The following is a 26441-nucleotide window of genomic DNA, read 5'->3' on the forward strand; positions in this document are numbered from 1 at the left end:
TCTCCGCTGGCTCGCCCGCGCACCGACAGGCGCCTGTCGCAGCGATCGCCGGACGACCGCGGAGAGCGCGAAACAACGGCCGCGGGGGAGACAGGCGTCCCGCCTTCCCCTGCGGCCACGGCGCGAATCGCCGGAGGTCGGTCGGACAGAGCCGCTGGACCTCAGCGCGTCGAGATCACTGGCCGTCCTCGAGACAGGCGGTGCCCTGCTCGATGCACGCGCCGTCCGCGCTGGCAGCCGCCATGTTGCCGCACTCGTTACACGCGTCGTCCGCCGCCTCGTCCGTGGTGCACGCGGTATAGCAGGGGTCACCCTCTGCCGCGCCGCAGGCCTCGCAGATACACTCCGTGACCGCCTCGTACTTCGGCACCGAGGACTCGCACAGATCCGCCGGATCAGCCCCGGCGAGGAGGGGCGCCGAGCAGGTTACACAGTCCTCGCCGCCGCCCGTGCCGCCGGCGCCGCCCTCGCCGCTGCCGCCCTGGCCGCTGCCGCCCTCGCCGCTGCCGCCCGTGCCGCCGCCGCCGCCCTCGCCGGCCGAGCTGCTCGCGGTGGTCCCGCCGCCCGAGCCCGTCGTCTCGGTGTCGTCCCCGCAGCCCACGGAGAAGGCGGTCGCGCCAAGGATGAGAGCCATCGAGCCAATGCTGACAAGATTAATATTACGCATGTTGTCCTCCGGCGCGCTCGAACGAGCGCCCGTCGTCGATCGTCGCTTCGTCTGTCAGTCCCAAGGGGACTCGCCGGTCGCGACAACCCCCGCGTGCCGGCGGCGGCACACTACTCCACCCAGGCTGTGACGCTCAACAATCTTCCATGCGACGCGCGAAACGGCTGTCCGCGCCTCGCCCGGTCGAGCGACCCCAAACACCAAGGCATGCGCGTTGAGGACGAGCCCACCAGCCCCCGCGGCTCGGGGATCGCCTGATGCCGACGCCCCGACGAAACAGCACCGAAATCGCGCGTCACGAGCCGCGCGCATCGACGTGGCCGGGGGGCTCGCGGCTCATGCTCGCCGCGAGCATCGCATCGAATCCCGCAAGTCGCGAGTTCCGAGCCTCCTTGTGCTCCACGGAACGCCGCGCCGCCGCTGGGATCGCCGCCGCCCGCGCCGTGCGCTGCCCGCAGCGCTGCGCCATCTCGATGCCTCGAGCGAATCTGGAGATGGCGGCGGACGTCGCCGGGAACGCGCGCCTTCGACGACTTGAAGGTGGAAGTTGGAAAGCGCTCGTGACAGCGGCCCTGGAGCACGGATCTGCTATGATCAGAGGCGCGGCGCCTGCGTCGCGCGCGATCGCAGAGCCCGGCCTCGCGCTGCGATCGCGCGCGACGGGCGCCAGCGACACGCCCCCACGCGCGCCGCGGAGCGACGGCGACGCGCGGGGCCCGTCGCGCGTCACGGGGGAGGGCACGATGAGCATTCGGTTGCGCGTGTTGCGCGTGTTGCGCGTGTTGCGCGTGTGTCTGGCGGCGACGCTCGCGGGCCTGTGCGCCTGCGCGAGCACCGCCGTGCAATGGTCCTCGCCGGAAGGGCAGCCGAAGCTCCCGCCCCCACGGGAGATCAACGCCGTCGCGCGGCCGGACGCCGCGCACTGCGCGGCGATCGTCGGGGCCACGCTCATCGACGGCCGAGGAGGGCCGCCCGTGCGCGACGCCGTCGTCGTGGTCCGCGGCGACCGCATCGTCGCCGCGGGCGCGCGCGGCGCCACCGACGTCCCGGCCGGCGCGGAGGTCGTCCCGGGCGCGGGGCTCTGGGTGCTGCCCGGCCTCATCGACGCGCACTTCCACCTCGACGGCGATGACGGGCTGCCCGGCGTCGTCCTGCAGCGCGGCGTCACCTCGCTGCGCGAGCCAGGGAACTGGATCGAGGCGTACGACGCCGCGCGCAAGCTCGGCCCGACGCCGCGGCTCTTCCTGGCGGGGCCGCTGCTCGACGGGCTGTATCCGGCCTATCCGGAGAGCGCGATGCTGGTGCGCGACGCGGCCGAGGCGCGCTGGGCTGTCGATCAGCTGGTCGAGCGCGGGGCGTCGGCGATCAAGGTCTATTTCCGCCTGCCCCTCGGGCTCGTCGAGGAGGTCGCCAAGGCCGCGCATGCGCGCGGGGTGATCGCCGTCGCGCATCTCGAGACCGTCGACGCCGCGGCCGCGGTCCGCGCCGGGCTCGACGGCATCGAGCACATCACGTCGCTCGGCACGGCCCTCGTGCCGCCGCGCGAGGCGGAGCGCTACCGCCAGTCGGTGATCGCCGACAACGACGCGCGCGTCCCGGGGCGCTTCGAGATCTTTCGCGGCATCTCTCTCGGCGCGCCGCGGACGCGAGCGCTGCTCGGGCTGCTCGCGGCGCGGGGCACCTTCCTCACCCCGACGCTCGCCATCTTCGAGCGCCGCGCCGGCGACGCGGGCGCGACGGAGACCGAGGTGCTCGGCTTCGAGAACATGATGAAGCTCACCCTCGCGGCGCGCCGCGCCGGGGTGCGGGTGGTCGTCGGCTCCCACGGCAAGGCGCCGGGCGCCGAGCGAGGGTGGGCCTACCAGCACGAGATGGAGCTGCTCGTCGAGAGCGGCCTCTCGCCCATGGAGGTCCTCGTCGCTGGCACGCTGGAGAACGCCAGGTACTTCCACGTCGACGACCGGCTCGGCAGCGTCGAGCCGGGCAAGCTCGCCGACCTCGTCGTGATCGAAGGCGACCCGCTCGCGGACATCCGGGCGATGCGCCACGTGAAGCGGGTCATGCTGAACGGAAAGTGGGTCGGCCCAGCTCAGGCCGAGTGAGCCGCACGCGCGGTTGCCGCCGCGGGCTCGGCGCGCTCGTCACACGGAGAGGACGAGCGCACGCGGAGCGCGCCGCCGCCATCGCGCGGCGCGCTCCGACAGCGGGCCTTCAGCCCATCTCGATCTCGACGCGCACCGTCGAGCCAACCGGCGACAGGGGAATCACGTTCCCCGCGACGGGCTTGCCGTCGACGGTCAGCTTCTTCACGCCCTTGCACACCCCCGAGTTCTTGACGCTGATCTCGTAGGTGGCGCCGCGGAAGCGGCGGGAGATGGAGAAGCTCTTCCACGCCTTGGGCACGCAGGGATCGAGCTTCAGGCCGTCGTACTGGGGCTGCACGCCGAGGATCCCCTGGCTGACGGACACGAACGTCCAGGCCGCGGTGCCGGTGAGCCAGGCATTCTTGGCCTCACCGAAGACCGGGGCGTCCTTGCCAGCGATCATCTGCGCATAGACGTAGGGCTCGGCGCGATAGGTCTCGATCTGGCTCTCCTTGGCCGAGGGGCAGATGGAGAGATAGTACTCCAGCGCGCGCTCCCCTTCGCCCAGGAGACACCAGCCGAGGTGGATCCAGGTGTTGTTGTGGCAGAAGATGCCCGCGTTCTCCTTCACGCCCGGCGGATACGAGGTGACCTCACCGAGCTCGAGGTGATACGTCGAGTACGCAGGCTGCTGCAGCACGATGCCGTTCTTCGTGTAGAGGTGCTTGTGCACGCTCTCCATCGCCTGCTTGGCGCGGCCGTTGTCCGCACCGGCGCCGCCCAGGACGCACCAGCCCTGGCTCTCGATGAAGATCTTCCCTTCCTCGTTCTCCTTGCTCCCGACCGGCCGGCTCTCGGCGTCGTAGGCGCGGCGGTACCACTCGCCGTCCCAGGCCTCCTTCTCGACCACAGCCAGCATCTCCGCGTACTGCTCACGCATGCGCGCTGCGTCGGACTTCTGGCCCATCCAGTCGTACAGGGCGGCCATCTCGCGGCTGGCATAGAGGAAGAGGCCGGCGATCATCACGGACTCGGCCTTCGAGTCCTTCACGTCGCCCGCGGTCTGGAAGCTCTCGTTGGGCTCGGTGCTGAAACAGTTCAGGTTGAGGCAGTCGTTCCAGTCCGCGTGGCCGATCAGCGGCAGGCCGTGCGGGCCCCGCTTCTTCATCGTGTAGGCGATGGACGTCTCCAGGTGGTGAAGGATGTCCTCCTTGGAGCCCGCCTTGTCGGCGTAGCCCACCGCCTCCTTGAGGATGCTCTTGTCGCCGGTCTCCTTGATGTACGCGCACGTGGAGAGGATCAGCCACAGGTGATCGTCGTAGAAGTCGCCGCCGATGTCGGCGTTCCCCTTCTTCGTCAGCGGCTGGTACTGGTGGTAGCAGGTGCCGTCGCTGAGCTGGGTGGCCGCGATGTCGAGGATGCGCTGGCGGGCGCGCTCGGGGACGAGGTGCACGAAGCCCAGGAGATCCTGGTTCGAGTCGCGGAAGCCCATGCCTCGGCCGATGCCGGTCTCGTACATGCTGGCGGACCGAGAGAGGTTGAAGGTCGCCATGCACTGGTACTGATTCCAGGTGTTGAGCATGCGTGTCGCGTGCTCGTCCGGGCAGTCGGCCTGGAAGTTCGAGAGGATCCCGGCCCAGTCCGCCTTCAGCTGGGCGAACGCGCCGTCCACGACGCCGGGCGCCGAGTACTTGGCGAGGATCTCCTTGCCCTTCTGCTTGTTCAGGACGAAGGGCGCCTTGAACTTGGGCAGGTCCCCGTGGTCCACATACGAGAGCACGAAGCTCATCGTCTCGCTCGCGCCGGGCTCGAGCGAGAGGCTCACCTGGTGGCTGCCGATCGGGTTCCAGCCGAACGCCTTGGAGTTCGTGGCCTTCCCCTTGGCCGGCACCTGGGCCTCGTGGAGGCCGTGGTGGACGCTGCCGCAGAACGCGTCACGGCTCGTGTCGAACCCGTCGATGGCGCGCGTGCAAGCGAAGAGCGTGTAATGGGAGCGGCGCTCGCGGAACTCGGTCTTGTGGTAAATGGCGCTCCCCTCGATCTCCACCTCACCGATGGAGTAGGTGCGCTGGTAGTTCGTCATGTCGTTGAGCGCCTCGAAGAAGCAGAACTCCTGATAGGAGAAGAGCTGGATGTCCTTCTTCGAGCCGCTCTTGTTGGTGACCCGGGTGCGCCAGATCTCCACGTTCTCGCCGGGAACGATGAAGTAGAGCACCTCCACCTCGACGCCGTTCTTCTCGCCCGTGATCTTCGTGTAGCCCAGGCCGTGGCGGCACTCGTAGCGATCGAGGGCCGTCTTGAGGGGCTTCCACATGGGGTTCCACACGACCCCGCCGTCGTTCACGTACAGGTAGCGCCCGCCGAGGTCCATCGGCACGTTGTTGTACCGGTAGCGCGTCAGCCGGCGCAGCTTGGCGTCCTTCCAGAACGTGTAGCCGCCCGCCGTGTTGGTGCAGAGGCCGAACATCTCGTCCGAGCCCAGGTAGTTGAGCCAGGGCAGCGGCGTGTCGGGCCGGGTGATGACGTACTCGCGGCTCTCGTCGTCGAAGTGGCCGTACTGATTGCTCATGGACGCGCGGTCTCCGTGGATAGCGACAGAAAAAAACCCGGAGGCAGCGCTGCCCCGGGTCGGATAAGCCGATAATTGTCAGGCCTGGGGCCTCCGAGCGAGCTCAGAGGGCCGCCACTCTAGACCCCTGCACCTCCGCTTGTCAACGGGGCCTGGGGGCGCGCTCGCGGGCGTTTTGCCAGGAAGAACGCCACACTCCGTCGCACTCCGTCGCGCGTTGGCGCAGGGTTGGTGTGCGGCAGACAACCCAGGATTGCAGCAGAAGAAAAATTTTACACATCGAGGCTCCGCGAGCCGCGCGTCGCTCGCGGAGCCGCGTATCCGCCGCTTCAACCGGCCTTGAACGTGTCGTAACGGCCAGCGCGCGGCGCGACGCGCGCCTCCAGCGCGGCGCGCTCGGCGGGCGGCATCGGGAAGGAGAGGGACCGCGCGCCCAGGTTCTCGCGCACCTCGGCGATCGACGAGCAGCCGATGATCACGGTGTCGGCGTGGCTCGCCGCGTAGCGGATGAGCTCGCTCGCGCTCGCGGCGCGATCCTGGAGCAGGCGGCCCGCGGCCATGATCTTCATGCCGATGACGCCGACGCCGCGCCGCCGCGCCTCCTCGACCACGGTCGTCAGGAACGGGAGCCGCGCGGGGTCAGCAGGGTTTACCGCGCAGAGCACGGTGTCCACGGGATAACGCCGCATCGCTTCCAGGAGGATCCGCGGGTCGTGGTGGCCGGTGATCCCGACGTGGCGCACGCGGCCGTCCGCCCTGGCCTGCTCCACGGCCTCGATGGCGCCCCGCTTGCCGAAGATGGTGTCGAGCTCCTCGAGCTCCCGCAGATCGTGCAGCTGCCATAAGTCGAGGTGGTCTGTCCCGAGCCGACGCAGGCTGTCGTCGAGCAGCCGCAGCGCGCCGTCGCGATCGCGCGCGTGGGTCTTGGAGGCGAGGAAGACCTGCTCGCGCGCCTTCGGGCCGGCCGCGCGGAAGGCCTCACCGTAGTAGTCCTGGCTCTGCTGGTATGCAGGCGCGGTGTCGCAATACCTGACCCCGAGGCGCAGGGCCTCGAGGATCACGGGCACCGCCTCGCGGTGGCGGCCGGTCGTCCGGAGGATCCCCTCGCCCCCGAGCGACACCGGCTCCACCTGCGCGCCGGTTCGCCCGAGCGTGCGCCCCGGCGCCCCGGCGGCCGCAGGCGCCGCCGGCTGCCCGTCGCCGGCTGCCCCGACCGCGGCGGCCGCCGCGGTCGTCGCGACCGCTCTCAACATGCCACGACGGCCGCCATCGGCACCTCCCGTCTCGCTCGGCTCGCGCATAGGGCCCTCCTGGAGAGGACTCTACCAACCGACAGGTCGAACGTAAACCGAGGCCTGGATCCATGCAGTCACACGGCTCGGGCGAGCGGCGGCGGGTGCGCCGATCTCCTGAAGCGGCAGCGTGCGGTGCGGCTCAGCGCCGCTCATCAATCCTCGTCAATCCTCGTCAATCCTCGTCAATCCTCGTCAGCTTGTCAGGGAGCCTGTCCGTTGTCCCTGTCGGCGCTACCGGTCGGGCCGGGCGCGCGCCTTGCGCCGGTAGATGCCCGGGGTCTCGCCCATGTGGCGCTTGAAGGCCTTCACGAACGCGCCGTCGGTGGCGTACCCCATGGCGCCCGCCACCGACGCCGTGCTCGCGGCCTCGTCGGCGAGCATCTCGGCGGCGCGGTGCATGCGCCAGCGCGTCAGGTACTCGAGCGGAGCGACGCCGAGCGCCCCCTTGAAGCGTGCGGCGAAGGCCGAGCGCGACACGCCCGCGACGCGCGCGAGCGCCTCGACCGTCCACGGGTCGGCGGGCCGCTCGTGCATCCGCTGCAAGGCGACGCCGAGGGTGGGATCCCAGAGCGCCCGCAGCCAGCCCGGTTGCCCGCGCGTGACGCCCGCGACATGGGTGCGCAGCGCCTGCACGAACAGCACGTCGGCGAGGCGGCCCGCGACAAGCTCGTAGCCGGGCAGCTCCGCGTCCATCTCGGCGGCGACGAACTGCAATGTCGACTCGATCCACCGCGTCGCGACGCCGCCGTCGCCCTGCACGTGAATGAGCTCGGGCAGGCTCGAGAGGAGCGGGTTCAGGCGCGCGTCGGTGAAGCGAAGGCCGCCCGCGACGATCGTCGTCGGCGCCCCGTCGCCGCCGTAGTGCACGATGCCCCCGCATCGGCCCCCGCGCTGCGCATACACCACCTCGGGCGAGACGGCGCGGGAGCCGGGGCGGTCGCGCACCGTATGCGCGAGCCCGGCGCGCAAGAAGACGACGTCGCCGGGCGCCAGCGTCAGGCGGCGCCCGCCCGCGTCGAGCACGCAGCCGCCCCGCGAGAGCGCGTAAAACGTCGTCGCGTCGTGCGCGTCGATCCGCATGCCCCAGGGCGCCTTCAGCTCGAGCCGGCCGTAGATCTGGCTCCGCAGCTGGACGCTGCGCAGCGCCTCCGTCAGGACGTCCACGCATCTTCCTTTCTGGACGATCGAACCATTTCTATGGACGATACAGCGCTGTTCGTCCTGTCGCGAGCCCTTATCGTGGAGTGCGTGGGCGGCTGGCGCTGCGGCGCCGCGGGCCCGACCCACGCGCGAAGGGAGACCAGTCATGACCACGAAGGAGAGGCTCGTCCTCGTCACCGGCGCGACCGGACAGCAGGGCGGCGGCACGGCGCGAGCGCTGCTGTCGCGCGGCGTTCGCGTCCGGGCGCTTGTCAGGAACCCCCAGGGAGAGCCCGCCGCGGCGCTGCGCCGGCTCGGGGCAGAGGTCGTGGGCGGCGACCAGGGCGACCGCGCCTCGCTCGAGGCCGCGGCCCGCGGAGCGGACGCCGTCTTCAGCGTTCAGCCGAGCGAGGGGCAACCGCAGTACGGCGTCACGTCGGAGGACGAGGCGCGCTTCGGCAAGAACGTCGCCGACGCCGCGCGCGCGGCGAGGGTCCGGCACCTGGTGTACACCTCGATGGCCGGCCTCGAGCCGGGCACGGGTGTCGGCCACTTCGAGAGCAAGTGGCAGATCGAGACGTACGTTCGCTCGCTCGACGTGCCCTTCACCATCCTGCGCCCTGGGGCGTTCTTCGAGCTGCTCACCCAGCCGCAATTCTACGCAGCGCCGGGGAAGTTCACGTTCTTCTACCCGCCGGAGCACCGTATCCCCTTCATCGCGGCCGAAGACATCGGCGCGATCGCGGCCGCGGTCTTCGCGACGCCCGACGCCTTCGCAGGCCGGACCCTCGAGCTCGCCGGCGACGTGCTCACCGGCGTCGAGGCGGCGGCCGCGCTCGGGCGCGTGACGGGGCAGCCGCTCGCCTACGCGCGCTTTCCGGCCGAGGCCCTGCGCGAAAATCCCCTGTTCGAGCGCATCGTCGAGGCCGCGCTCAAGCTCCGCGTCGACATCGACGTCGCCTCGCTCCGCGCGCTTCACCCGACGCTGAAGACGCTCGCGACCTGGCTCGAAGAAGGGGGCGCCGCGCGCATTCCCGTCACGTCGCGCAGCGGCGCGCAATGAGCATCGGGCCTCAGAAGAGCCGAGTTCAGCGGGCCAATGATCCGGCCGCCCTCGATCTCAGGGACGAGCCTCAGGCACCCGGAAGTAGCCGTCTGCCCTCGCTACCACCGGTCGTCGGGGTCGTCGTCGTCTGACCCGTTCCCCCGGTCCGACCGGTCGTCGTCCTCGAGCACCAGCCTGCCGATCACCACCTGGCGCACCGTCGTGGGGTAATAGGCCGTGACGGCGGCCGTGCTCCACGTGTGCCCGACGATGGCGTCCGAGGTGTTCATGTAGAGCCGCATCGTCCCGTAGCCGACGCCGGAGGCCCCTCGGCCGCTCGAGGCGTACCTGGAGTCGGATGAGCCGTGGTGCGTGCTCGTCGAGTCGACGATGCTCACCTCGAACTGGAATGTGCCCGCGACGAGGGGGCTGACGGGGAGCTTCGCCCTCGGCGCCCGGCGGAGGATCGCGACGTGTCCGGTCGACGACTCGCCAGCGGGGTAGCGGATGGCGATGATGTCGGCGGCCCGCGCGTCCTTGGGGTCGTGGATCCTCTCGAATCCATTCTCCTCGACGATGGCGTCGTAGTAGGCGGCCGCGCTCGGGCTCCGGCTGCCCAGCCAGTCGTTGAGCGACGCTTCGGTGAAGCCGTAGCCCCGCTTGAGCAGCTCCGTAAGGAAGGTGGCGCACTGCGTCCGGTTCGCGTAGCGCCGCGCGCCGGCCACGCCAGCCCAGCTGATGAAGCTAGGGCTCGAGTTATATTCGTTGTTCTCAGGGCTGATGTTGTCCACGAGGCTCTCCGCCCACCTGAGATGGTCGACGTGATGCGCAGCCGCGGTGCGCGGCGCCAACCACACGAGCCCCGGAAGGACGAGACAAGCGATCTCCAGCATACGACGATGAACGCTCGCCATGATCCACCTTGCAATGCAATGAGTTGCTCGAACTGGCGCGTCGCACTCAGCGCGCGGATTCCCGTGATATATTAAGTACGATCGAGAGGCGCCGTTCAATACAAATTTGCAACACAATCATCTTTGGGAGTCGCTTGTCCCACAGGCGCACAGACGGACAGGCATCCTCGCGCGCCGTGCGCAGCGCGGGTAACCGACGTGACCGATGTGACCGATGTGACCGACGTGACCGACGTGACCGACGTGACCAACAACCAGCGGGGCAGTGCGCCATAACCCGGCAACCCGGCCACAACCCTCGCGACCGCTGCCCCGCACAATGCGGGACACGCGCTGACGTCGATGAAAATCAGTCGATTTCGAATGAGGGTCTGTGTTAACCTGGCCTGTTGTTCCGACGCGCGGGTGGCCCGGGGAGCAGGCGCGGGGAGGGGCGTGTCGGACCTGGAGCGACGGGCTGGCGGCCTCGGTGGGCCGCCAGCCGGTCACTTCGACTTGATGCGGAACTCCACGCGCCGGTTCATGGCGCGGCAGCCCTCGTCGTTCGTGAAGCAGAGCGGCGCGCCGGCGCCGTACCCCGGCGCCGTCATCGGCGTCGCGACGCCGCGCTGGACGAGGTAGCGGACCACGGCGTTCGCGCGGCGCTCGGACAGCTGGATGTTGTGCTCCACGCTGCCCTGGTTGTCCGTGTGCCCCTCTACCGTGAGCGCGGTGATCTCCGGGTGCGTCCGAAGGATGTTCGCCACCGCGTCGAGGACCGAGAACGACTCCGGGCGGATCTCGTCCTTGTCGAGGTCATAGAAGATCGGCCGGGCGATCTTGATGCGATCCCCCTCGATGACCGCCTCGGCAGGCGCCGCCGGCTGGACGGCCACGGGAGGAGGAGGAGGCGGCGGCGCCGCGCTCGCCGCCACCGACATCTCGGTCTTCGCCGACCCGCACCCCGCCGCCAGGACGCCCAGGACCACAAGCCAGATCGCTCGATTCGCTCGCATTTCGCGGCTCTAGCACGGGGAATCGCCCGGAAGAACCGGAAGAAATGCGCGGGCGCGCGCGGGGACGGCGCGGCGGCGCGCCGGACCTGCGGAATGCGCCGCGGCGATCCAGTATCGTTGCTGCGCGCACACATGTCCGCCACCGCGACGAGCCCGAGCCTGATCGTCGGAATCGACCTCGGCACCACGCACACCGTCGTGGCGTGGGCCGAGCGCGACGCCGGTCCCGGCGCGATCCGCGTCTTCTCGATCCCGCAGCTCGTGACCGCCACCGAGATCGAGGCGCGCCCGCTGCTGCCGTCCCTGCTCTACGCGCCCCTCCCCGGCGAGGCGCCGGCCGATCCGTTCGGCGACGCGCCCTTCGCGATCGGCGAGCACGCGCGCCGGCGCGGCGGCGAGATCCCCGGGCGGCTCATCGCCTCGGCGAAGAGCTGGCTCTGCCACCCCGCCGTCGACCGCACGGCGCCCATCCTGCCCTGGGGCGCGGCCGAGGAAGCGGCCTCCCTGCCGCGCGTCTCGCCGCTCGACGCGAGCGCCCGGATCCTCGCCCACGTGCGGCGCACCTGGGACGACGCCTTCCCGGAGCGCCCGCTCGCGGCGCAGGAGGTCGTGCTCACCGTCCCGGCCTCGTTCGACGAGGTCGCGCGCGAGCTCACCGTCGAAGCCGCCCGCCGCGCCGGCCTCTCGGCGCGCCTCCTCGAGGAGCCGCAGGCCGCGTTCTACGACTTCATGCGCCTCGCCGGCGCGGAGGGCCTCGACGCCCTGCTCGCCCGCTCGGACGGCGAGGCGATGGTCCTCGTCTGCGACGTCGGCGGCGGCACGACGGATCTGTCGCTCATCCGGGTCGCCCGGGGCGATGGCGCGGCCAAGGACCACCCCGAGGTCTCGCGCGTCGCGGTCGGCCACCACCTCTTGCTCGGCGGCGACAACATGGACCTGGCGCTCGCCCACCTCTGCGAGCCGCGCCTCGTGGGCAGCGCCAGCGACAAGCTCGACGCGGCGCGCTTCGGCCAGCTCGTGCTGGCCTGCCGCGCCGCCAAGGAGCGCCTGCTCGCCGGCGGGCCCTCGTCCGGCAGCGCCGGCAGCGCCGCGCCTTCGCCGCCGGATGAGGCGCCGGTCACCGTGCTCTCGCACGGCGCGCGGCTCGTGGGCGGCGCGCTGACGACGCGCCTCGGCCGCGAGGAGGTCGAGGGCGTCGTGCTGGACGGCTTCTTCCCCGAGGCGCCGCGGGGCGCCCGGCCGCAGCGCGGGCGGAGCGGGCTCGTCGCGTTCGGCCTGCCCTACGAGCGGGACGTCGCGATCACCCGGCACGTGGCCTGGTTCTTCGCGCGTCACGCCCCCGAGGCGCGCGGGCCGACCGCGCTGCTCCTGAACGGCGGCGTCTTCCGCGCGCGCCGCGTCGCGGAGCGCCTCGCGCAGGTCGTCGAGCGCTGGGGCGGCCCGCCGCTCGATCTGCTCCCGCACGCCGATCCCGACCTCGCGGTGGCGCGGGGCGCGGTCGCGTATGGCCTCGCGCTCGCGGGCCGCGGCGTGCGCATCGAGGGGGGCGCGGCGCGCGGCTACTACGTCGGCCTCGAGCCGCCCGCCGGCGGGGGGCCGCGGCCAGCCGTCTGTGTTGTGCCGCGCGGCGCGAAGGAGGGCAGCGTCCACGCGGCGGCCGGGCGGACGTTCGCGCTCGTCGTGGGGCGCCCCGTGCGGTTCGACCTGTTCGCGTCGGACGACGCGCGCGTCGATCGCGCGGGCGACCTCGTCCCCCTCGAGGACGACCGGTTCGAGGCGCTGCCGCCGATCGCGGTGGCGTTCGACGCGGGGGACGCGGCGCGCGCCGCGACCGGAAAGCAGGCGGAGGTGCGGGTGCAGATCGAGGGAGAGCTCACCGCGATCGGCACCCTGGATCTCGCCTGCGTCGAGGTGGACGCCGCGGCGCCGCGCCGCTTCCGGCTGGCGTTCCAGCTGCGCGAGGACGGCCGCGGCGCGCGCTCCGCCGAGGCCGAGGGAGGCGCGCCGGCGGAGCGGGCGCAGGCGAGGCCTCACGCCGCGGCGACGCCGGGCGGCAAGCGCCTCGACGAGGCCCGGGAGGCGATCGAGCGGGTGTTCGGCAAGGGGCGGCCGGACGTGGCGCCGCGGGAGGCGAAGAACCTCGTGCGCGAGCTCGAGCGCGTCCTCGGGGAGCGCGCCACCTGGACGACGGAGACCGCGCGGGCGCTGCTCGACACCCTCGTCCCGAGCGCGCGCTCGCGGCGGCGCTCGGCTGATCACGAGCGCGTGTTCTGGTCGCTCGCCGGCTACTGCCTCCGCCCCGGGTTCGGCGACGCGGGCGACCCGGCGCGCGTCGCCGCGCTCGCGCCGCTCTTCGCCGAGCGGCTGGCGTTCCCGCAGGAGGCGCGCTCCTGGCAGCAGTTCTGGATCGCGTGGCGCCGCATCGCGGGCGGCCTCGACGAGCCGCTTCAGGTCGCGATCCGGGATCTGGCGGATCCGTTCCTGGCCCCGGCGGAGCAGCGGCTGAAGAAGCCGAAAGGGGTGAAGCCGGAGGCGCTCGACGATCTGCTCGAGCTCTGCGCGTCGCTCGAGCGCGTGCCCGCCGGCCGGAGGAGCGAGCTCGGCGCGTGGATCCTGGAGCGCACATGGACCGACCGCGACGCGCGGCTCTGGGCGGCCATCGGCCGCCTCGGCGCGCGCGTTCCGGCGTATGCGAGCGTCCACCACGTGGTGTCGCCGGCGGCGGCCGAGCGGTGGATAGACCACCTGCTGCGCGAGAAGTGGCAGGAACTGCCGTCGGCGGCGCCGGCCGCGGTGCAGCTCGCGCGCAGGACCGGGGACCGGGCGCGCGACGTCTCGGACCGGGTCCGCGGCGAGGTGGAGCGGCGGCTCGTCAAGGTGGGCGCGCCCGAGGCGTGGCTCAAGGCGGTGCGTGAGGTGGTGGCCGTCGAGGAGTCCGAGCGCGCAGCGTTCTTTGGAGAGGGGCTGCCGGTGGGGCTGCGGCTTGTGAGCGAGTAGGGAAAGCCCTTTTGCCCACTTCGGGTGTCGACTGGCGGCCTCACTTCCAGAAAGAGCAGGCGCTGTCCACACGCCCGCAAGCCATCTCCGGGCTCAGGCGGTCGCAGATCGAGATTCCGTCGCTCGGCGGGCGGTCATGGCAGAGATCGCCGCCGCAGCGGCCAGCCGGCCTTCGTCCTACTCGCCGGAAGCCGCCTCGATGCATGCCTCGAGCTCCGGCGTCGCGCGCCAGCCGCACTCGCCCGAGGCGCCCCGCTCGCACACGCTGTGCTCCTTGTAACACGCGTACTCCTCGAGCCACTCGCACGTGGTGGCGACGTCCAGATCCTTGTCCGCGCAGATCTGACCGCTGCAGCCGGTCACCTTGCACGGCGCAGCCTCGCCGCCGCCAAGGCACGCCTCGAGCTCCGGCGTCGCCCGCCAGCCGCACTCGCCCGACGCGCCCCGCTCGCACACGCCGTGCTCCTTGTAACACGCATATTCCTCCCGGTACTCGCAGGTCGTGGCCACCTCCTCATCGGCGCAGACCTGACCGCTGCAGCCGGTCACCTTGCACGGCGCAGCCTCGCCGCCGCCAAGGCACGTCTCGAGCTCCGGCGTCGCCCGCCAGCCGCACTCGCCCGACGCGCCCCGCTCGCACACGCCGTGCTCCTTGTAACACGCATATTCCTCCCGGTACTCGCACGTCGTGACCACGTCGTCGTCCGCGCAGACCTGACCGCTGCAGCCGGTCACCTTGCACGAGGTCGGCTCGCCGCCCGCCACCCCGCCTCCCCCAGGGCCAGACCCCCCGCCCTCGATCGGGCCCTGACAGCCTTTGCCCTTGGCGCCGGTGAGCAAAGGTACGAAGAGCATGAGCATCGCAACGACAAGTCGGTGACGTTTGCTGAAAAGATCCATCGTCAAGCCTCCTATCAAGAGATAGACGGACCGTGCCATTCGGCAGGCGCAGGCGCCAGGATTCACGCCTCGTGCCAAGCACGGCGCCGGCGCATCCCCCCGCATCCCGGCGCGCAGACGCGATGCTCCCGCGGTGACGAGCAGCTGCCACAAGCGGCGTCAGCCGCCTCCAGGTCATGAGAGCTCACCCCGGGATCAGGGCATCGAACATCGCCACGGCGCACGCCTTGCGGGCAGGTCCCTGACCGCCGGCAGCCCGCCGGCCGCACACTCTGGCACAAGCCACGGGAATACCCGCAAATTCCTTGGTTTTTTCGAGGGGTTCTGCATGGCCCGCCGCTTGCTAAGTGCGCCGGGCACGGGACCTGAACAGTGCACGCGCACCGGCGCAGACATGACGCCCTGTGTCTCGTCCTCAACGAGGTGAACAATGACCTTCCTGTCTAGAACTTACGCCGGCTGGCTCGTCCTCGCGACGGCGGCGGCCTCGGCCGGACTCACCGGCTGCGGGAAAGGCTCGACGGGGCCTTCCTCCGGAACCGGCTCGACCGATTTCATCTCTGACAATCCGCGGGCCGGCGGAGGAAGAGATACGGCCGAGGATGGCGGCAACGGCACATCGGGCACCGGAGGCGACGGCGCCCCGACCGCGCCCCCGGCCGATGGCGACGCCGAGCGCGCGATCACCGAGGCCGACATCATCCAGGTCAAGGACGGCAAGCTCTACGCGCTCTCGCAGTACTCGGGGCTCAGCATCATCGACATCTCCCGGCGCGACCGGCTGAGCCTCCTCGGGCGCTATCGGGCGAGCGGGATCCCCTTCGAGATGTACCTCCGCGACGGGGTCGTCTACGCGATGTTCTCGTCGTGGACCCAATACCTCTACGACGAGGCCACCGGCGAGTACTCCTACGAGCAAACGAGCCACATCGAGGCGCTCGACGTCTCCGACCCGGCGGATATCCAGCAGATCGGCTCGTTCGACCTGCCGGGCGCCATCTCCGACTCGCGCATCGTCGGCGACGTGCTCTATACCGTCACGTTCGAGGACGGCTATTGCTGGGGATGCAAGGAGTCGCGAAACACCACGATCACCTCCCTGGCCGTCGGCGCCCCCGCCGATATCGCCGTGGTCGATCAGCTGAGCTATGACGACGACCCCAACGACTACGGGTGGCAGCGCAGCGTGAGCGTCACCCAGGACCGCATGTACATCGCGGGCATCGAGTGGGACGGCACCGAGGAGGGGCACTCCACCATCCAGGTCGTCGACATCTCCGACCCCGGCGGCGCGCTCGTCGAGGGCGCGAGCGTCGAGGCCGTCGGCCAGATCCAGAACCGCTGGCAGATGGACGAGCACGAGGGCGTCCTCCGCGTCGTCAGCCAGCCCGGCCTCTGGCGGACCGACGCGCTGCCCGGCGTCCAGACCTTCACCGTCGCGTCGTCGCAAGAGCTCACGCCCCTCGGCTTCACCGAGCTCACCCTGCCCAAGCCCGAGACGCTGCGCTCCGTCCGCTTCGACGGCGACCGCGCCTACGCGATCACGGCGGAGCAGACCGACCCGCTCTTCACCATCGACCTCAGCGACCCGGAGCACCCCGCCCAGGTCGGCGAGCTCGAGATGCCCGGATGGGTCTACCACATGGAGCCGCGCGGCGACCGGCTGCTCGCCCTCGGCTTTGACAACGCCGCCACAGAGGGCGCGCTCCACGTCTCCCTCTTCGATGTCTCCGACCTCGCGAAGCCCACGATGCTGGAGCGCGTCCATTTCGGCGGCGACTGGGCGAGCTTCGCCGAGGACCAGAACCGGATCCACAAGGCCTTCACCATCCTCGACGATCTCGGCACCATCCTCGTGCCGTACAGCGGCTGGAACATCGACGAGGGCAAGGGCTGCGGCTCGTACGAGAGCGGCGTCCAGCTGATCGACTTCACGGCCGACACGCTCACGAAGCGCGGCTCCGCCCCGGCGCGCGGCCAGGCGCGCCGCGCGTTCGTCCACGACACGCGGCTCTTCGCCGTCTCCGACCAGGAGGTCGGGACGTTCAACATCGATGATCGCGACGCCCCGGTCGAGGCCGCCGACCTGGCCCTGGCGACGGTCGTCAGCAACACGGTCGCCACCGGCGATCTCGTGGTCCGCATGGGCGCGGACTGGTGGACACAGGCCGCCGAGCTCGAGGTCGTGTACGCCGCGGAGCCGGGGCGCACCGAGCCGATCGGCAAGCTCGACCTCTCGACGCTGGCCTCTGGATCGACGAGCGACTGCTATGGATCCGGCCTCATCAGCGCGCAGCTCTTCGCGCACGGGCAATACGCCTACCTGCTCTGGCCCTCGTACGCTGACTCGACGAAGACGAGCCTCGCCGTCATCGATCTCACGAACCCCGAAGCCCCCCGGGTCGCGAGCCAGCGCGATCTGCCGTTCAGCAGCAACGCGCTCTACTACAACGGGTACTACGGCAGGATCGTCTCCACGGGCGCTGCCGTGGTCCAGGTAGGGAGCACGCTCGTGCTCCGCAACGTCGAGGACCAGTACTACTACTACTACGAGGACGGCAGCGGCGCCCCGCAGCCGCAGCCGCAGCCCCGCGATCCGTTCCTCGAGATCATCGACCTCTCGAACCCGTCGAGCCCGACGCACCGCTCGCTGCCCCTGCCCGACGGCGCCGGCTACACAGGCCTGCAGCTCGACGGCACCACCGTGCTGACGTCGCACTGGGTGCCGCTGACGGACGACTCCTCCAGGGCGCGCTTCTACCTCGACCGCATCGACGTGGCCGATCCCTCATCGCCGGTCGTGCAGACGCCGGTCAACGTGCCCGGCTCGCTGCTCACCTTCGATGGCGCGTCGGACCGCGCGCTCACGGTCGACTACGAGACGGTCGAGATCGACGTCGCGAGCTACCAGGAGTGCTACAGCGCGTTCAACTACTACGCTGAATTCGTGCCGGCGAACCAGGAGACCTACGAGGGCCCCGGCGTCTGCCGCGGGACGCACCACACCCTCAAGCTGCTCGACGTCGGCAGCGCGAGCGCGCGCCTCCGGGACGAGCACACGCTCGACGACGACACCATCCTGGAACAGGTGTTCGTGGGCGATGACCGCGTGTTCATCTACACCTCCGGGTACTACGCCGTGGGCGGCGACGCCGTGGGCGGGCGCGGGTACTCGTCCGGGATCCTCGTGGCCAGCGGGCTCGCGGAAGGCAGCATCGATCTCGCGACGAAGGAGCTCTCGAGCCCCGACGCCGGCTGGCCGCGCGCCGTGGATGGGACGCGCCTCCTCCTCGCCGGCTACAATCCGCCCGCGCTCTCGGTGCTCGACGCGGCCGACCTCGACGAGCTGACGCTCGAAACGAAGGGCGAGCTCTCGTCGTACGTCTCGCAGGTGACGATCTCCGGCGACACCGCGCTCTGCGCGCTCTGGTACCACGGGCTCGAGGTCGTCGACCTCGGGGACTGATCCGCGCGCCGCCGCTTCACCCCGCGCTGCTCGTCACGGGCAGCGCGGCGAAGGCGCCGCCCGGCCGCTACCCTCCCCCGTAGATCTGCCCGATCTTCTGCACCGAATCCCACACGTACACGCAGCCCGAGCTCAGCAGGAGCCCCGGCAGGATCACCGCCGACCAGGCGAGCGAGAGCCGCGCGCTCGGCGCGGGGCGCTCCGTCTCCACCAGCGCGACGCGGGCGAGGCGCCGGACCGCGTCGGCCCGGGCCGGGTCGAGCGGGGCGACCGGCGGCAGATCGGCGAGGCCCCTCGCCAGCGGATCCTCTCCTGAGAACGGCTTCATCGAGTACCTCCCCGCGGGTGTCCATCCGCGGCGTCCGCGGCGGAGATCGGGGTCGTCGATCCCCGCCGGGGCCGCTCAGCATTTCGCCTTTCGAGGCGGGCCGCAAGCTCGGCGCGGGCGCGCGACAGGCGCTTGCGCGCGGCGTCCTCGCGGATGCCGAGCACCTGGGCGACCTGCGCCGAGTCGAGCCCCTCGACGGCCCCGAGGAGCAACACCTCGCGGTGCACCGCCGCGAGATCGCGGAGCGCCGCCTCGAGCGCCGCCACGTCGGCCCGGGCGTCCGCCGCGCCCTCGGGCTCGGGCGCGGCCGGCGCGGGCTCGCGGGAGAACAGCGCAGCGCGGGCGAGGTCGAGCAAGGCGGAGCGGCGGTGGCTCCGGTAGCGGTTCCTGGCGATCGTGAACAGCCACGCGGCGAGATCGGTTTCCTCCGCGAGCCGGCCGGCGTGGCGCGCGACGGCGAGCCAGGTGTCCTGGAACAGGTCCTCGGCGACGTCGCGCCGGCCGGAGAGGCGCACGAGGAAGCTGAAGATCCGGGGGTGGTAGCGCGCGTAGAGCTCGTCGAAGGCGCGCGGATCGCGGCGCCTCAGGCGAGCCGCGAGCTCGGCGTCGGACGGAGCTGCTGCGCCCTCCCTCTCCACGCCGACATAACGCGCGAGGGCTGCGGGCGTGACAAGGAAGTTCTCCGGTCACGGGATCCGCGGCGCCGCGTTGGGGCTCGTGAAGGCCGGCGCAGACGGCGGCGGCGACGACACGCGGCAGGCAGAGAAGAGCAGGCGAAAGGGAGGCTCCGATGTTCGATTTCTTCGTCGAGGGCGGCTGGGGGATGTGGCCTATCCTGGTGTTCGGGATGGTCACGGTCGGCGCGGGGCTGCAGTTCGCCCGGCGGCCGGAGCCCGGGAAGCTCGGGTTCATCGCGGCCATGGGGCTGACGACGCTGGTCGCGACGATCCACGCGACGTGGATCGACCTCGGCGCGGTGTTCAGCTACCTGTCCGACCCCGCGAAGGTGCCGGACGGCGAGCTCGCGCGTGTGCTCGTCGTGGGGCTGAAGGAGAGCACGCGGCCCGGGTCGCTCGGCGGGTTGCTGCTCGCCATCGCGTGCCTGCTCTCGGCGGTGGGCGTCCTGCGCGCCGGTCGGGCGCCGGCGGACGGCGTCGCGCGCCGCGGCGAGCCGCGCGACGCGCATTCGTGAGCGCCGGCGGCCCGCGCGGCCGCGCGGCCGCGCGGGCTCCCGCTCCCGGCGGAGGGCGCGACCGGGAGCGCGGCGGCGGGCCTCACCCGGCGCCGGCGCTTGGCGCCGGGGCCCGGGTGCGGCACACAAGGTCCATGGGCAGAGCCGAGCTCGCGCAGCTGATCGACCGCGAAGGCCTCGACGCCTCGGATGGCTCGCGAGGCCGCCTTGTGATCGCCGTCCCGGCGGCGTGGGCGCGCGACAGCGCGGAGATCGAGATCGCCGCGCCCGCCCGCATCACCTGCGCCCGCTGCGACGGCGGCGGCTGCGATAGCTGCGCCCGGAGCGGCGCCCACCGCGCCCCGACGGAGGTCGCCGCGAGGACGCTGCGGCTCCGCCTCCCCCCCGATCTCAGCGGCGGCGTGACGCTCCGCCTCGTGCGCCCGTTCGGCGAGCACGCCCCGCTCGATCAGCTCCTCGTCGAGCTCCGCGAAGACAGCGCGGCGTCGCCGGGCGTGCACCGCGTCACGCCGCCCCCGTCGGACGCGCTCGCGCGCCCTCCGAGCGCGAGCGGCGGGCGCTTCCGTGTGCTCGGCGCCGAGCTCGGCGCGCCGGCCCTCATCGCGACCCTCGCCGCGATCGCGGCGGTCCTGGGGCTCCTGTTCGGCCGCTGAGCGCCCAGGGAGGCCGCTCGCTCCGCCCTCGGTCGACGCGGGCGAGGCCAGCTGGAGGGCCTCGCTGCCGTGCTTTGCTCATGCTAGCGAGAGGCCCGCGGGCGCGCGCGGGAGTCGACCGCACCGCCACCGCCGCGCAGGGAGAGCAAGCACATGAGCCTCAGCGAGCCCATGCGGGCCAGGATCACCACCATCATCCGCGAGAGCGATGTCGTCCTGTTCATGAAGGGCACGCGCACCATGCCGCAGTGCGGGTTCTCCGCCGCGGTGGTGACCATCCTCGACGAGCACCTCCCCGAGTACCAGACGGTGGACGTCCTCTCGGATCCGGCGCTGCGCGACGGCATCAAGGAGTTCTCGAGCTGGCCCACGATCCCGCAGCTCTACATCCGCGGCGAGTTCATCGGCGGCTGCGACATCGTGAAGGAGCTGCACGCGACCGGGGAGCTCGTGAAGGCGCTCGGGCTCGCGCAGGGCGAGGCGCAAGCGCCGCCCACGCTCCGCGTGACCGCGGCGGCGCTCGCAGCGTTCTCGGCCGCGAAGGAGTCCGAGGCCGACTTCGTCCACATCGAGATCGACCCGTCCTACAACTACGGCCTTTACTTCGGCCCGCGGCAGGCAGGCGACGTCGAGGCCCAGGCGGGCGGGGCGGTGTTCCTGCTCGACCGCGCGAGCGCGCGGCGCGCCGAGGGGCTGTCGATCGACTTCGTCGAGGGCCCCTCCGGCGGCGGCTTCAAGCTGGAGAGCCCGAACGAGCCGCCGAAGGTCAAGCAGCTCTCGTCGGCCGCGCTCAAGGCCCTGCTGGACAGCGGCGAGGCGATCGAGCTGTTCGACGTCCGGACCGAGCAAGAGCGCAAGATCGCCACGATCGAGGGGGCCCGTCACCTCGACCAGGCAGGGCAGCGGTACCTGGAGACGCTCGCGAAGGACGCGCGGATCGTCTTCCACTGCCATCATGGCGGCCGCAGCCAGGCGGCCGCCGAGCACTACCTCGCGAAGGGCTACAGGAACCTCTACAACCTCCAGGGCGGAATCGATGCGTGGTCGCAAGATGTCGACCCCTCGGTGCCGCGGTACTGAGCGCCTCGGCCAGAGGCACGCCCACAACGAGCAGCGGCGCACCCACGACGAGAGAGGCGCAGGTATCGCGCCTCAATAGATTTTTTCGACCACACCGTCCGACATCCGAGAGCCTTCAGGGCCGGCGTGGGATCATGTATGCGTAAGGTGTGGGTGCCGACGATCAGTCGACGATCAGGGCGTCCGACACCGCGGCGTCGGCGTCGCCGGAGGGGGCGACGCCTGGCCTGGTGGTCATCTTCGCCCGCGGCCAGCCTACCTGCGCGCCGATCCCGCTCGATGGCGGCGCGGTCGTGCTGGGCCGCGCAGCGGCGGACGACACCGTGGTCGTCGAGGACGAGCAGGTGTCACGCCGGCACGCCCGCGTCGCGCTGTCGGGCGGGGGTCTTCGGATCACCGATCTCGGCAGCAGGAACGGCACCTTCGTCGATGGAGCGCAGATCGAGGATCAGGTCTTCTCGTCGCTCCCACGCGTGATCCGGCTCGGGAGCACGCTGCTGCGCTTCACCGCCGACATCGAGCCGTTCCAGCGCGGCGGAGTCCTGGAGCACGAGGACGGGCTGGTCGGCCCCACGCTCAGGCAGGTCCGCGAGGCGATTCACCGCGCGGGGATGCGCGGGGATACCTTGCTGCTGACCGGGCCGAGCGGCTCGGGCAAGGAGCTCGGGGCGCGCGCCTACCACGCGGCGACGGGGCGGGGCGGCCCCTTCGTCGCCGTGAACTGCGCCGCGATCCCGGAGGGCCTCGCCGAGCGGCTTTTCTTCGGGGCGCGGCGCGGCGCCTACTCGGACGCGAACGCCGACGCCGAGGGCTATGTCCAGGCTGCTCACGGCGGCACGTTGTTCCTCGACGAGATCGCGGAGCTCGACGCGTCGGTACAGCCCAAGCTGCTCCGCGTCCTCGAGACCCGGGAGGTCGTCGCGCTCGGCGACACGCGCCCGCGCAAGGTGGAGTTCCGCCTGTGCGCGGCCACGTTGAAGGATCTCCAGGCCGAGGTCGCTGCGCGCCGGTTCCGGGACGACCTCTATTATCGGATCGGCCGGCCCGAGGTGCGGATCCCGTCGCTGATAGAGCGGCTCGAGGAGCTCCCCTGGCTGGCGGCGGCGGAGCTCAGGCGCACCGGCGCGCGGCTCGCGCCGGGAGCCAGCTTCCTGGAGTGCTGCGCGCTGCGCGCGTGGCCAGGCAACGTGCGGGAGCTGCTCTGCGAGGTGCGGCAGGCGGGCCTCACGGCGCTCGCGGCCGGGCGCACCGTCGTGGAGGTGGCGGATCTCGCGCCGTCCGCGGGCCTCGACATCACGGAGGTCGCGAGGCGCACGCCGGCGCCGCCGGAGATGCGGCGGCTCGCCATCGAGACTGCGCTGCGGCGCGAGCAGGGGAACGTCACGCGCGCGGCGCGCTCGCTCGGGATGCACCGGAACCAGCTGCGCCGGTGGCTCGCCCGGCATGGCGTCGACTCGGCGGCGTTCGCCGGCGCGGGCAAGCGCAAGGGCGGCGTCTCCCTCCCTGCCGCCAAGGACGGCGAGCGCCACGAGCCCTCGTGATCGGCGGCGGATGAGCGGTTGAATCCGGCGGGCGACAACCTATGAAGGCAGGCAGGGAGTCTTCATGAGCTCAGAGATCAGAACCACGGATCTGTGCGATGAGCACCCGGACGTCCTCGTCGCCGATCCGATCTTCCGGGATTACGGCGGAGCTCGGCTGTTTCACGGGCGCATCACCACGGTGAAGGTCCATGAGGACAACGTGCTCGTCCGCAAGGCGCTCGAAGAGCCCGGCCAGGGGCGGGTGCTTGTCGTGGACGGAGGCGGCTCCCTCCGCTGCGCGCTCCTCGGAGACAACATCGCCGCCATGGCCCATCAGAACGGCTGGGCCGGGGTGATCATTTACGGCTGCATCCGCGACGCGGAGGCGATCGCCAGCATCCCGCTCGGCGTGAAGGCCCTCGCGACACACCCGAGGAAGAGCACCAAGAAGGGCGCGGGGGACCGCGACATCGCCGTGACGTTCGCCGGGGTCACGTGGGTTCCTGGCGAGCTCGTCTATGCCGATCATGACGGCATCGTCTGCGCGCCGAAGCAGCTTGCCTGAGAGCCCGCGCGCGCTCGCTTCCGAGGTGCGGCAAAACGCACGTCATTGAGCGATTTCGCCACACCTCGAGAGGAGAGCGCGCGGCGGCTGCGCCCAGTATTGCTGGGCTCGGATCCAGTCAGGACGCGTGAACGTCGCGCGCCGCGTCGAAGCGCGCCAACTGGCGCGGCCGATGCATCACGAGCAGAGGAGGAGCGATCAACACCTCGTAGAAACGGGAGGACAAGAATGGGCAACATCACATCCGAACTGAAGAGCGATCTGAACAAGAGCCTGGAGTCGCTCCAGACCCTACGCGACGAGATCCGCGTCAGGCTCCACCTTGCTGGCATGGACGCGAAGGACGCCTGGAACAAGCTGGAGCCCAAGCTCCTCGACGCCGAGAAGCTGGCCGACGACGTCTCCGAGGCCTCGCGGCACGCGCTGCACGAGATCGTGGAGAAGGTGAAGGAGTTCCGCTCGTCGCTCCCCTCCTGATCGCCGCGTCACCGAGACGGAATCGAGACGGGAACGCAACGAGATTGCGGTGGGGGCGCGACGCCGGATCAGCCCCGCAGCGCGGCCGCCACGACGCGCGCGACGCTCCCCCACCCAGGATCCACCGCGCAGGCCGCGAGCCTCTCCCCGACGACGTGGGAGCGCCGGTGATCGCAGAAGCCGGGCGGCCGCGGGAAGGCGGTGAGCGGCGCGCGCAGGATGGTCTTCTCGACCTGCGCAAGCATCGCCGTGTTGTGCACGAAGCCGAGCCCGCTCTGGATGTCGGCGAGCGTCGAGCCCGGGTGGCCACCCCAGGGCGGGACGACGGCCGCGTGCGCGGCGGCAGGCGCCTGGTTCACCGCGATCACGCCGTACCGAAGATCGAGCAGCGCGCGGTCGAGCGCGGCCCCGACGGCGGGGTCCTCCTCGCTCATCGGGTGCACCACGATCGTCGCGCCAAGGCTGCCCCTGAGCCGGTCGTTGCAGAAGCGGGTCGCCGCCTCCAGGAACTCCACCGGATCGCTCGAGCCGACCTCGACGACGGAGAGCACGCCGCCGAGCGGCTCGGTCGAGAACAGCGGCTCGGCGGCGTCCGACGCGGCGAGCCCGGCGATCAGCGTCCAGGGGAGCTCGCCCGGCCCTGGCGCGCCGATGCGCGCGACCCCGCACGGGAGCGGCACGTCGGCGGAGGCCTCGAGGCGCTCGGGCTCGATCGGCGCGCGCCCGGCCGTGAGCGCGGCGTACCGCGCCTCGGCCTCCGGGTGGGCGGCGCGCCGCGGCGGCACGGCGGCGAGCGCGCGGCGCAGCATCCGGAAGAGCAGCGGCCGCTGCGCGAAGCCCCTGGGCAGCACGAGGACGCTCGCGGCGTGGCTGCCGTGCGACGCGCCGCTCACGACCTGGCTCGCGAGGCACCTCGCCTGGAACCAGAGCTCGTCGCCGCCGTAGAGCCACGGCATCACGAGGACCGGGCTGGCGCCGCCGAGCGTGGAGGAGATGGGCTTGTCCAGCAGCCGCTCTCCCGACGCCCGCCGGCGCGCCTGCGGCGGGCCCGGCGGCCCCCACACGAGCGCGTCGTGCGCGCCCGCCGGGCCGGTGACGTGGACCTCCGAGACGGCGGGGTGAGCCGCGAGGTAGGCGCCCGACTCGGCGCTGCAGTAGACGAAGCGGAGGAGCCCGCGCGAGACGAGCGGCGCGAGGGCGCGCTCGACCAGCGCGCCGAGGGGCGCGCTCTGCGGGCTCATCGCGAGCGCCACGACGCGCCCCTCGACGAAGAGCTTGTGTAGCGCGTCCCGGAGGGGGACGCCGGCGACGTCGCCTGCGCCGAGCACCAGCGCGACGCCCCCTTCAGGGTCGCGCTGCTGGTAGAAGCGCGCCTGCTCTTCCCGGACGCTCTCGCGCGTCGCCCCGGGCTCCATCAGCACGCGCGCGCGGAGGGGCCCGTGCAGGGCGGTGTCCTTCAGGCGCGTCGGGAACACCTCCACCTCGATCCGGCCGTCCGCGCGGGCGCGCACCGCCCCGCGGCCGAGCCGGGGACGCCCGCGTGCGGCGATCTCCTCGAGCGCTTCGGCCAGAAGGCGCACCTGCGAGAGCGTGACGCAAGGCCCCGCGAGCCACGCCTCGCCGCTCGCCGCCGAGCCGGGATCGAGCCCCCGGTCGGCGCAGGACGCCTCGACCTCGGCGCGCGCGGCGGCGAGCAGGCCCGGGAGCGACGAGCGGAGCAGGAAGGCCTTCTCGAGGGCCGGCATGCGAGCGAACCCGAGCGCGGCGTCGCCCAGCTCGGACAGCGTACGATCGAGCTCGGCCGAGGGTGTCTCGGCGCCGCTCGCGGCGCGCGGATCGACCGCCGGCACGTCCGCGGCGCCGCTCGATGCGGCGCTTCCGGGCGCGAGTTCTATGACGGCGACGACTTCGGGGACTGGCGGCATCGGGACGGAGATTACAGGCTGGAGATCGCGCGCGCGAGCGCGGCGACGGTTCGCGGCGCGCGTGTAGCCGGCGTGCTCGGGATTCGGTACAGTCCACCGCCATGGATTGCGCTTTCACCACGGGTCTGGGCCCCGCGCGCGCGCCCTCCTCCAGGGCAGCTCTCCGCCCGGCAGCTTGCGGCCTCCTTCTCTGCCTCGGCGCGCTCCTCCTCGCCCCAGCGGCGACAGCGCAACAGAACGCTCAGCCGCTCCCGCAGGGCCAGGCGCAGCCCGGAGCTGCCCAGGCGCCGTCCGGAGCTCCTCAGCAGCAAGGGTATCCTCAGCAGGGTTACCCTCAGCAGCAGGGGTATCCTCAGCAACAAGGATATCCTCAGCAGCAAGGCTACCCTCAGCAAGGCTACCCTCAGCAGCAAGGCTACCCTCAGCAGCAAGGCTACCCTCAGCAGCAGGGGTACCCTCAGCAACAAGGATATCCTCAGCAGCAAGGCTACCCCCAGCAACAAGGGTATCCTCAACAGGGATATCCTCAGCAAGGCTACTCTCAGCAGCAGGGATATCCTCAGCAACAAGGATATCCTCAGCAGGGCTACCCCCAGCAAGGTTACCCTCAGCAAGGCTATCCCCAA

21 protein-coding genes are annotated in these 26441 nt (G+C 71.5%); 10 read left to right on the plus strand and 11 right to left on the minus strand.

What is annotated here, in order from left to right; translation table 11 throughout:
• Positions 1-175: 175 nt before the first annotated feature.
• On the minus strand, positions 176-634 hold the full coding sequence (locus WME79_RS35485; protein ID WP_437524070.1) for a hypothetical protein: 459 nt from the start codon (positions 632-634) through the stop codon (positions 176-178).
• Positions 635-1410: 776 nt separating this feature from the next.
• On the opposite strand from WME79_RS35485, the gene WME79_RS35490 reads away from it, so the two are divergent.
• The gene (locus WME79_RS35490) at positions 1411-2769 is read left to right on the plus strand and encodes an amidohydrolase family protein (RefSeq protein WP_437524073.1); all 1359 of its coding nucleotides are present in this window, start codon (positions 1411-1413) and stop codon (positions 2767-2769) included.
• A 109-nt stretch (positions 2770-2878) separates the two neighbouring features.
• On the opposite strand, the gene WME79_RS35495 is transcribed toward WME79_RS35490, so the two are convergent.
• The 3 genes from WME79_RS35495 to WME79_RS35505 all read right to left on the minus strand — a co-directional run bounded on the left by WME79_RS35495 (position 2879) and on the right by WME79_RS35505 (position 7779).
• Positions 2879-5320 carry a GH36-type glycosyl hydrolase domain-containing protein gene (locus WME79_RS35495; RefSeq protein ID WP_437524075.1) on the minus strand — a complete coding sequence of 814 codons (2442 nt, stop codon included), beginning with the start codon at positions 5318-5320 and terminating at the stop codon, positions 2879-2881.
• A 329-nt stretch (positions 5321-5649) separates the two neighbouring features.
• Positions 5650-6573, minus strand: coding sequence for an aldo/keto reductase (locus WME79_RS35500; RefSeq protein WP_437524078.1), 924 nt, complete (start codon positions 6571-6573; stop codon positions 5650-5652).
• A gap of 273 nt (positions 6574-6846) precedes the next feature.
• Positions 6847-7779, minus strand: coding sequence for an AraC family transcriptional regulator (locus tag WME79_RS35505; protein ID WP_437524081.1), 933 nt, complete (start codon positions 7777-7779; stop codon positions 6847-6849).
• A gap of 142 nt (positions 7780-7921) precedes the next feature.
• Here WME79_RS35505 and WME79_RS35510 point away from each other — a divergent pair, with 142 nt between their 5' ends.
• Positions 7922-8818 (plus strand): NmrA/HSCARG family protein, encoded by an 897-nt coding sequence (locus tag WME79_RS35510; RefSeq protein ID WP_437524084.1) that lies wholly within the window; start codon positions 7922-7924, stop codon positions 8816-8818.
• Between the two features lie 101 nt (positions 8819-8919).
• Here WME79_RS35510 and WME79_RS35515 read toward each other — a convergent pair whose 3' ends face one another.
• Both WME79_RS35515 and WME79_RS35520 read right to left on the minus strand, forming a co-directional pair.
• Positions 8920-9591, minus strand: a complete 672-nt coding sequence (locus WME79_RS35515) for a hypothetical protein (protein WP_437524087.1) — start codon at positions 9589-9591, stop codon at positions 8920-8922.
• A gap of 608 nt (positions 9592-10199) precedes the next feature.
• Positions 10200-10709: an OmpA family protein gene (locus WME79_RS35520; protein WP_437524090.1), complete on the minus strand. Its 510-nt coding sequence runs from the start codon at positions 10707-10709 to the stop codon at positions 10200-10202.
• Between the two features lie 132 nt (positions 10710-10841).
• Between WME79_RS35520 and WME79_RS35525 the strand changes: the two genes are divergently transcribed.
• On the plus strand, positions 10842-13706 hold the full coding sequence (locus WME79_RS35525; RefSeq protein WP_437524093.1) for an Hsp70 family protein: 2865 nt from the start codon (positions 10842-10844) through the stop codon (positions 13704-13706).
• 177 nt (positions 13707-13883) lie between these two features.
• Here WME79_RS35525 and WME79_RS35530 read toward each other — a convergent pair whose 3' ends face one another.
• Complete coding sequence (locus WME79_RS35530) at positions 13884-14561, minus strand: hypothetical protein (protein ID WP_437524096.1); 678 nt, start codon at positions 14559-14561, stop codon at positions 13884-13886.
• A 475-nt stretch (positions 14562-15036) separates the two neighbouring features.
• Between WME79_RS35530 and WME79_RS35535 the strand changes: the two genes are divergently transcribed.
• Positions 15037-18072, plus strand: a complete 3036-nt coding sequence (locus tag WME79_RS35535) for a beta-propeller domain-containing protein (protein ID WP_437524099.1) — start codon at positions 15037-15039, stop codon at positions 18070-18072.
• A 67-nt stretch (positions 18073-18139) separates the two neighbouring features.
• Here WME79_RS35535 and WME79_RS35540 read toward each other — a convergent pair whose 3' ends face one another.
• Positions 18140-18400: a hypothetical protein gene (locus WME79_RS35540; RefSeq protein WP_437524101.1), complete on the minus strand. Its 261-nt coding sequence runs from the start codon at positions 18398-18400 to the stop codon at positions 18140-18142.
• Positions 18397-19038: an RNA polymerase sigma factor gene (locus WME79_RS35545; RefSeq protein WP_437524104.1), complete on the minus strand. Its 642-nt coding sequence runs from the start codon at positions 19036-19038 to the stop codon at positions 18397-18399. Before WME79_RS35545 ends, WME79_RS35540 begins: the two co-directional genes overlap by 4 nt.
• 152 nt (positions 19039-19190) lie before the next feature.
• On the opposite strand from WME79_RS35545, the gene WME79_RS35550 reads away from it, so the two are divergent.
• The 6 genes from WME79_RS35550 (at position 19191) to WME79_RS35575 (ending at position 23890) form a co-directional block, all read left to right on the plus strand.
• Positions 19191-19592, plus strand: a complete 402-nt coding sequence (locus tag WME79_RS35550; protein ID WP_437524106.1) for a hypothetical protein — start codon at positions 19191-19193, stop codon at positions 19590-19592.
• Positions 19593-19726: 134 nt separating this feature from the next.
• On the plus strand, positions 19727-20245 hold the full coding sequence (locus WME79_RS35555) for a hypothetical protein (protein ID WP_437524109.1): 519 nt from the start codon (positions 19727-19729) through the stop codon (positions 20243-20245).
• A 153-nt stretch (positions 20246-20398) separates the two neighbouring features.
• Positions 20399-21325, plus strand: a complete 927-nt coding sequence (gene grxD / locus WME79_RS35560) for a Grx4 family monothiol glutaredoxin (protein ID WP_437524112.1) — start codon at positions 20399-20401, stop codon at positions 21323-21325.
• A 149-nt stretch (positions 21326-21474) separates the two neighbouring features.
• Positions 21475-22866: a sigma 54-interacting transcriptional regulator gene (locus tag WME79_RS35565; RefSeq protein WP_437524115.1), complete on the plus strand. Its 1392-nt coding sequence runs from the start codon at positions 21475-21477 to the stop codon at positions 22864-22866.
• 64 nt (positions 22867-22930) lie between these two features.
• Positions 22931-23413, plus strand: coding sequence for a ribonuclease E activity regulator RraA (rraA, locus tag WME79_RS35570; RefSeq protein ID WP_437524118.1), 483 nt, complete (start codon positions 22931-22933; stop codon positions 23411-23413).
• Between the two features lie 228 nt (positions 23414-23641).
• The gene (locus WME79_RS35575; protein ID WP_437524120.1) at positions 23642-23890 is read left to right on the plus strand and encodes a hypothetical protein; all 249 of its coding nucleotides are present in this window, start codon (positions 23642-23644) and stop codon (positions 23888-23890) included.
• A 68-nt stretch (positions 23891-23958) separates the two neighbouring features.
• Here WME79_RS35575 and WME79_RS35580 read toward each other — a convergent pair whose 3' ends face one another.
• A complete protein-coding gene (locus tag WME79_RS35580) occupies positions 23959-25815 on the minus strand; it encodes a hypothetical protein (RefSeq protein WP_437524123.1) in 1857 nt (618 codons plus the stop codon).
• 11 nt (positions 25816-25826) lie between these two features.
• Positions 25827-26441, minus strand: a complete 615-nt coding sequence (locus WME79_RS35585; RefSeq protein ID WP_437524125.1) for a hypothetical protein — start codon at positions 26439-26441, stop codon at positions 25827-25829.

This window comes from Sorangium sp. So ce726 (assembly GCF_051521405.1).
Classification (GTDB): Bacteria; Myxococcota_A; Polyangia; order Polyangiales; family Polyangiaceae; genus Sorangium.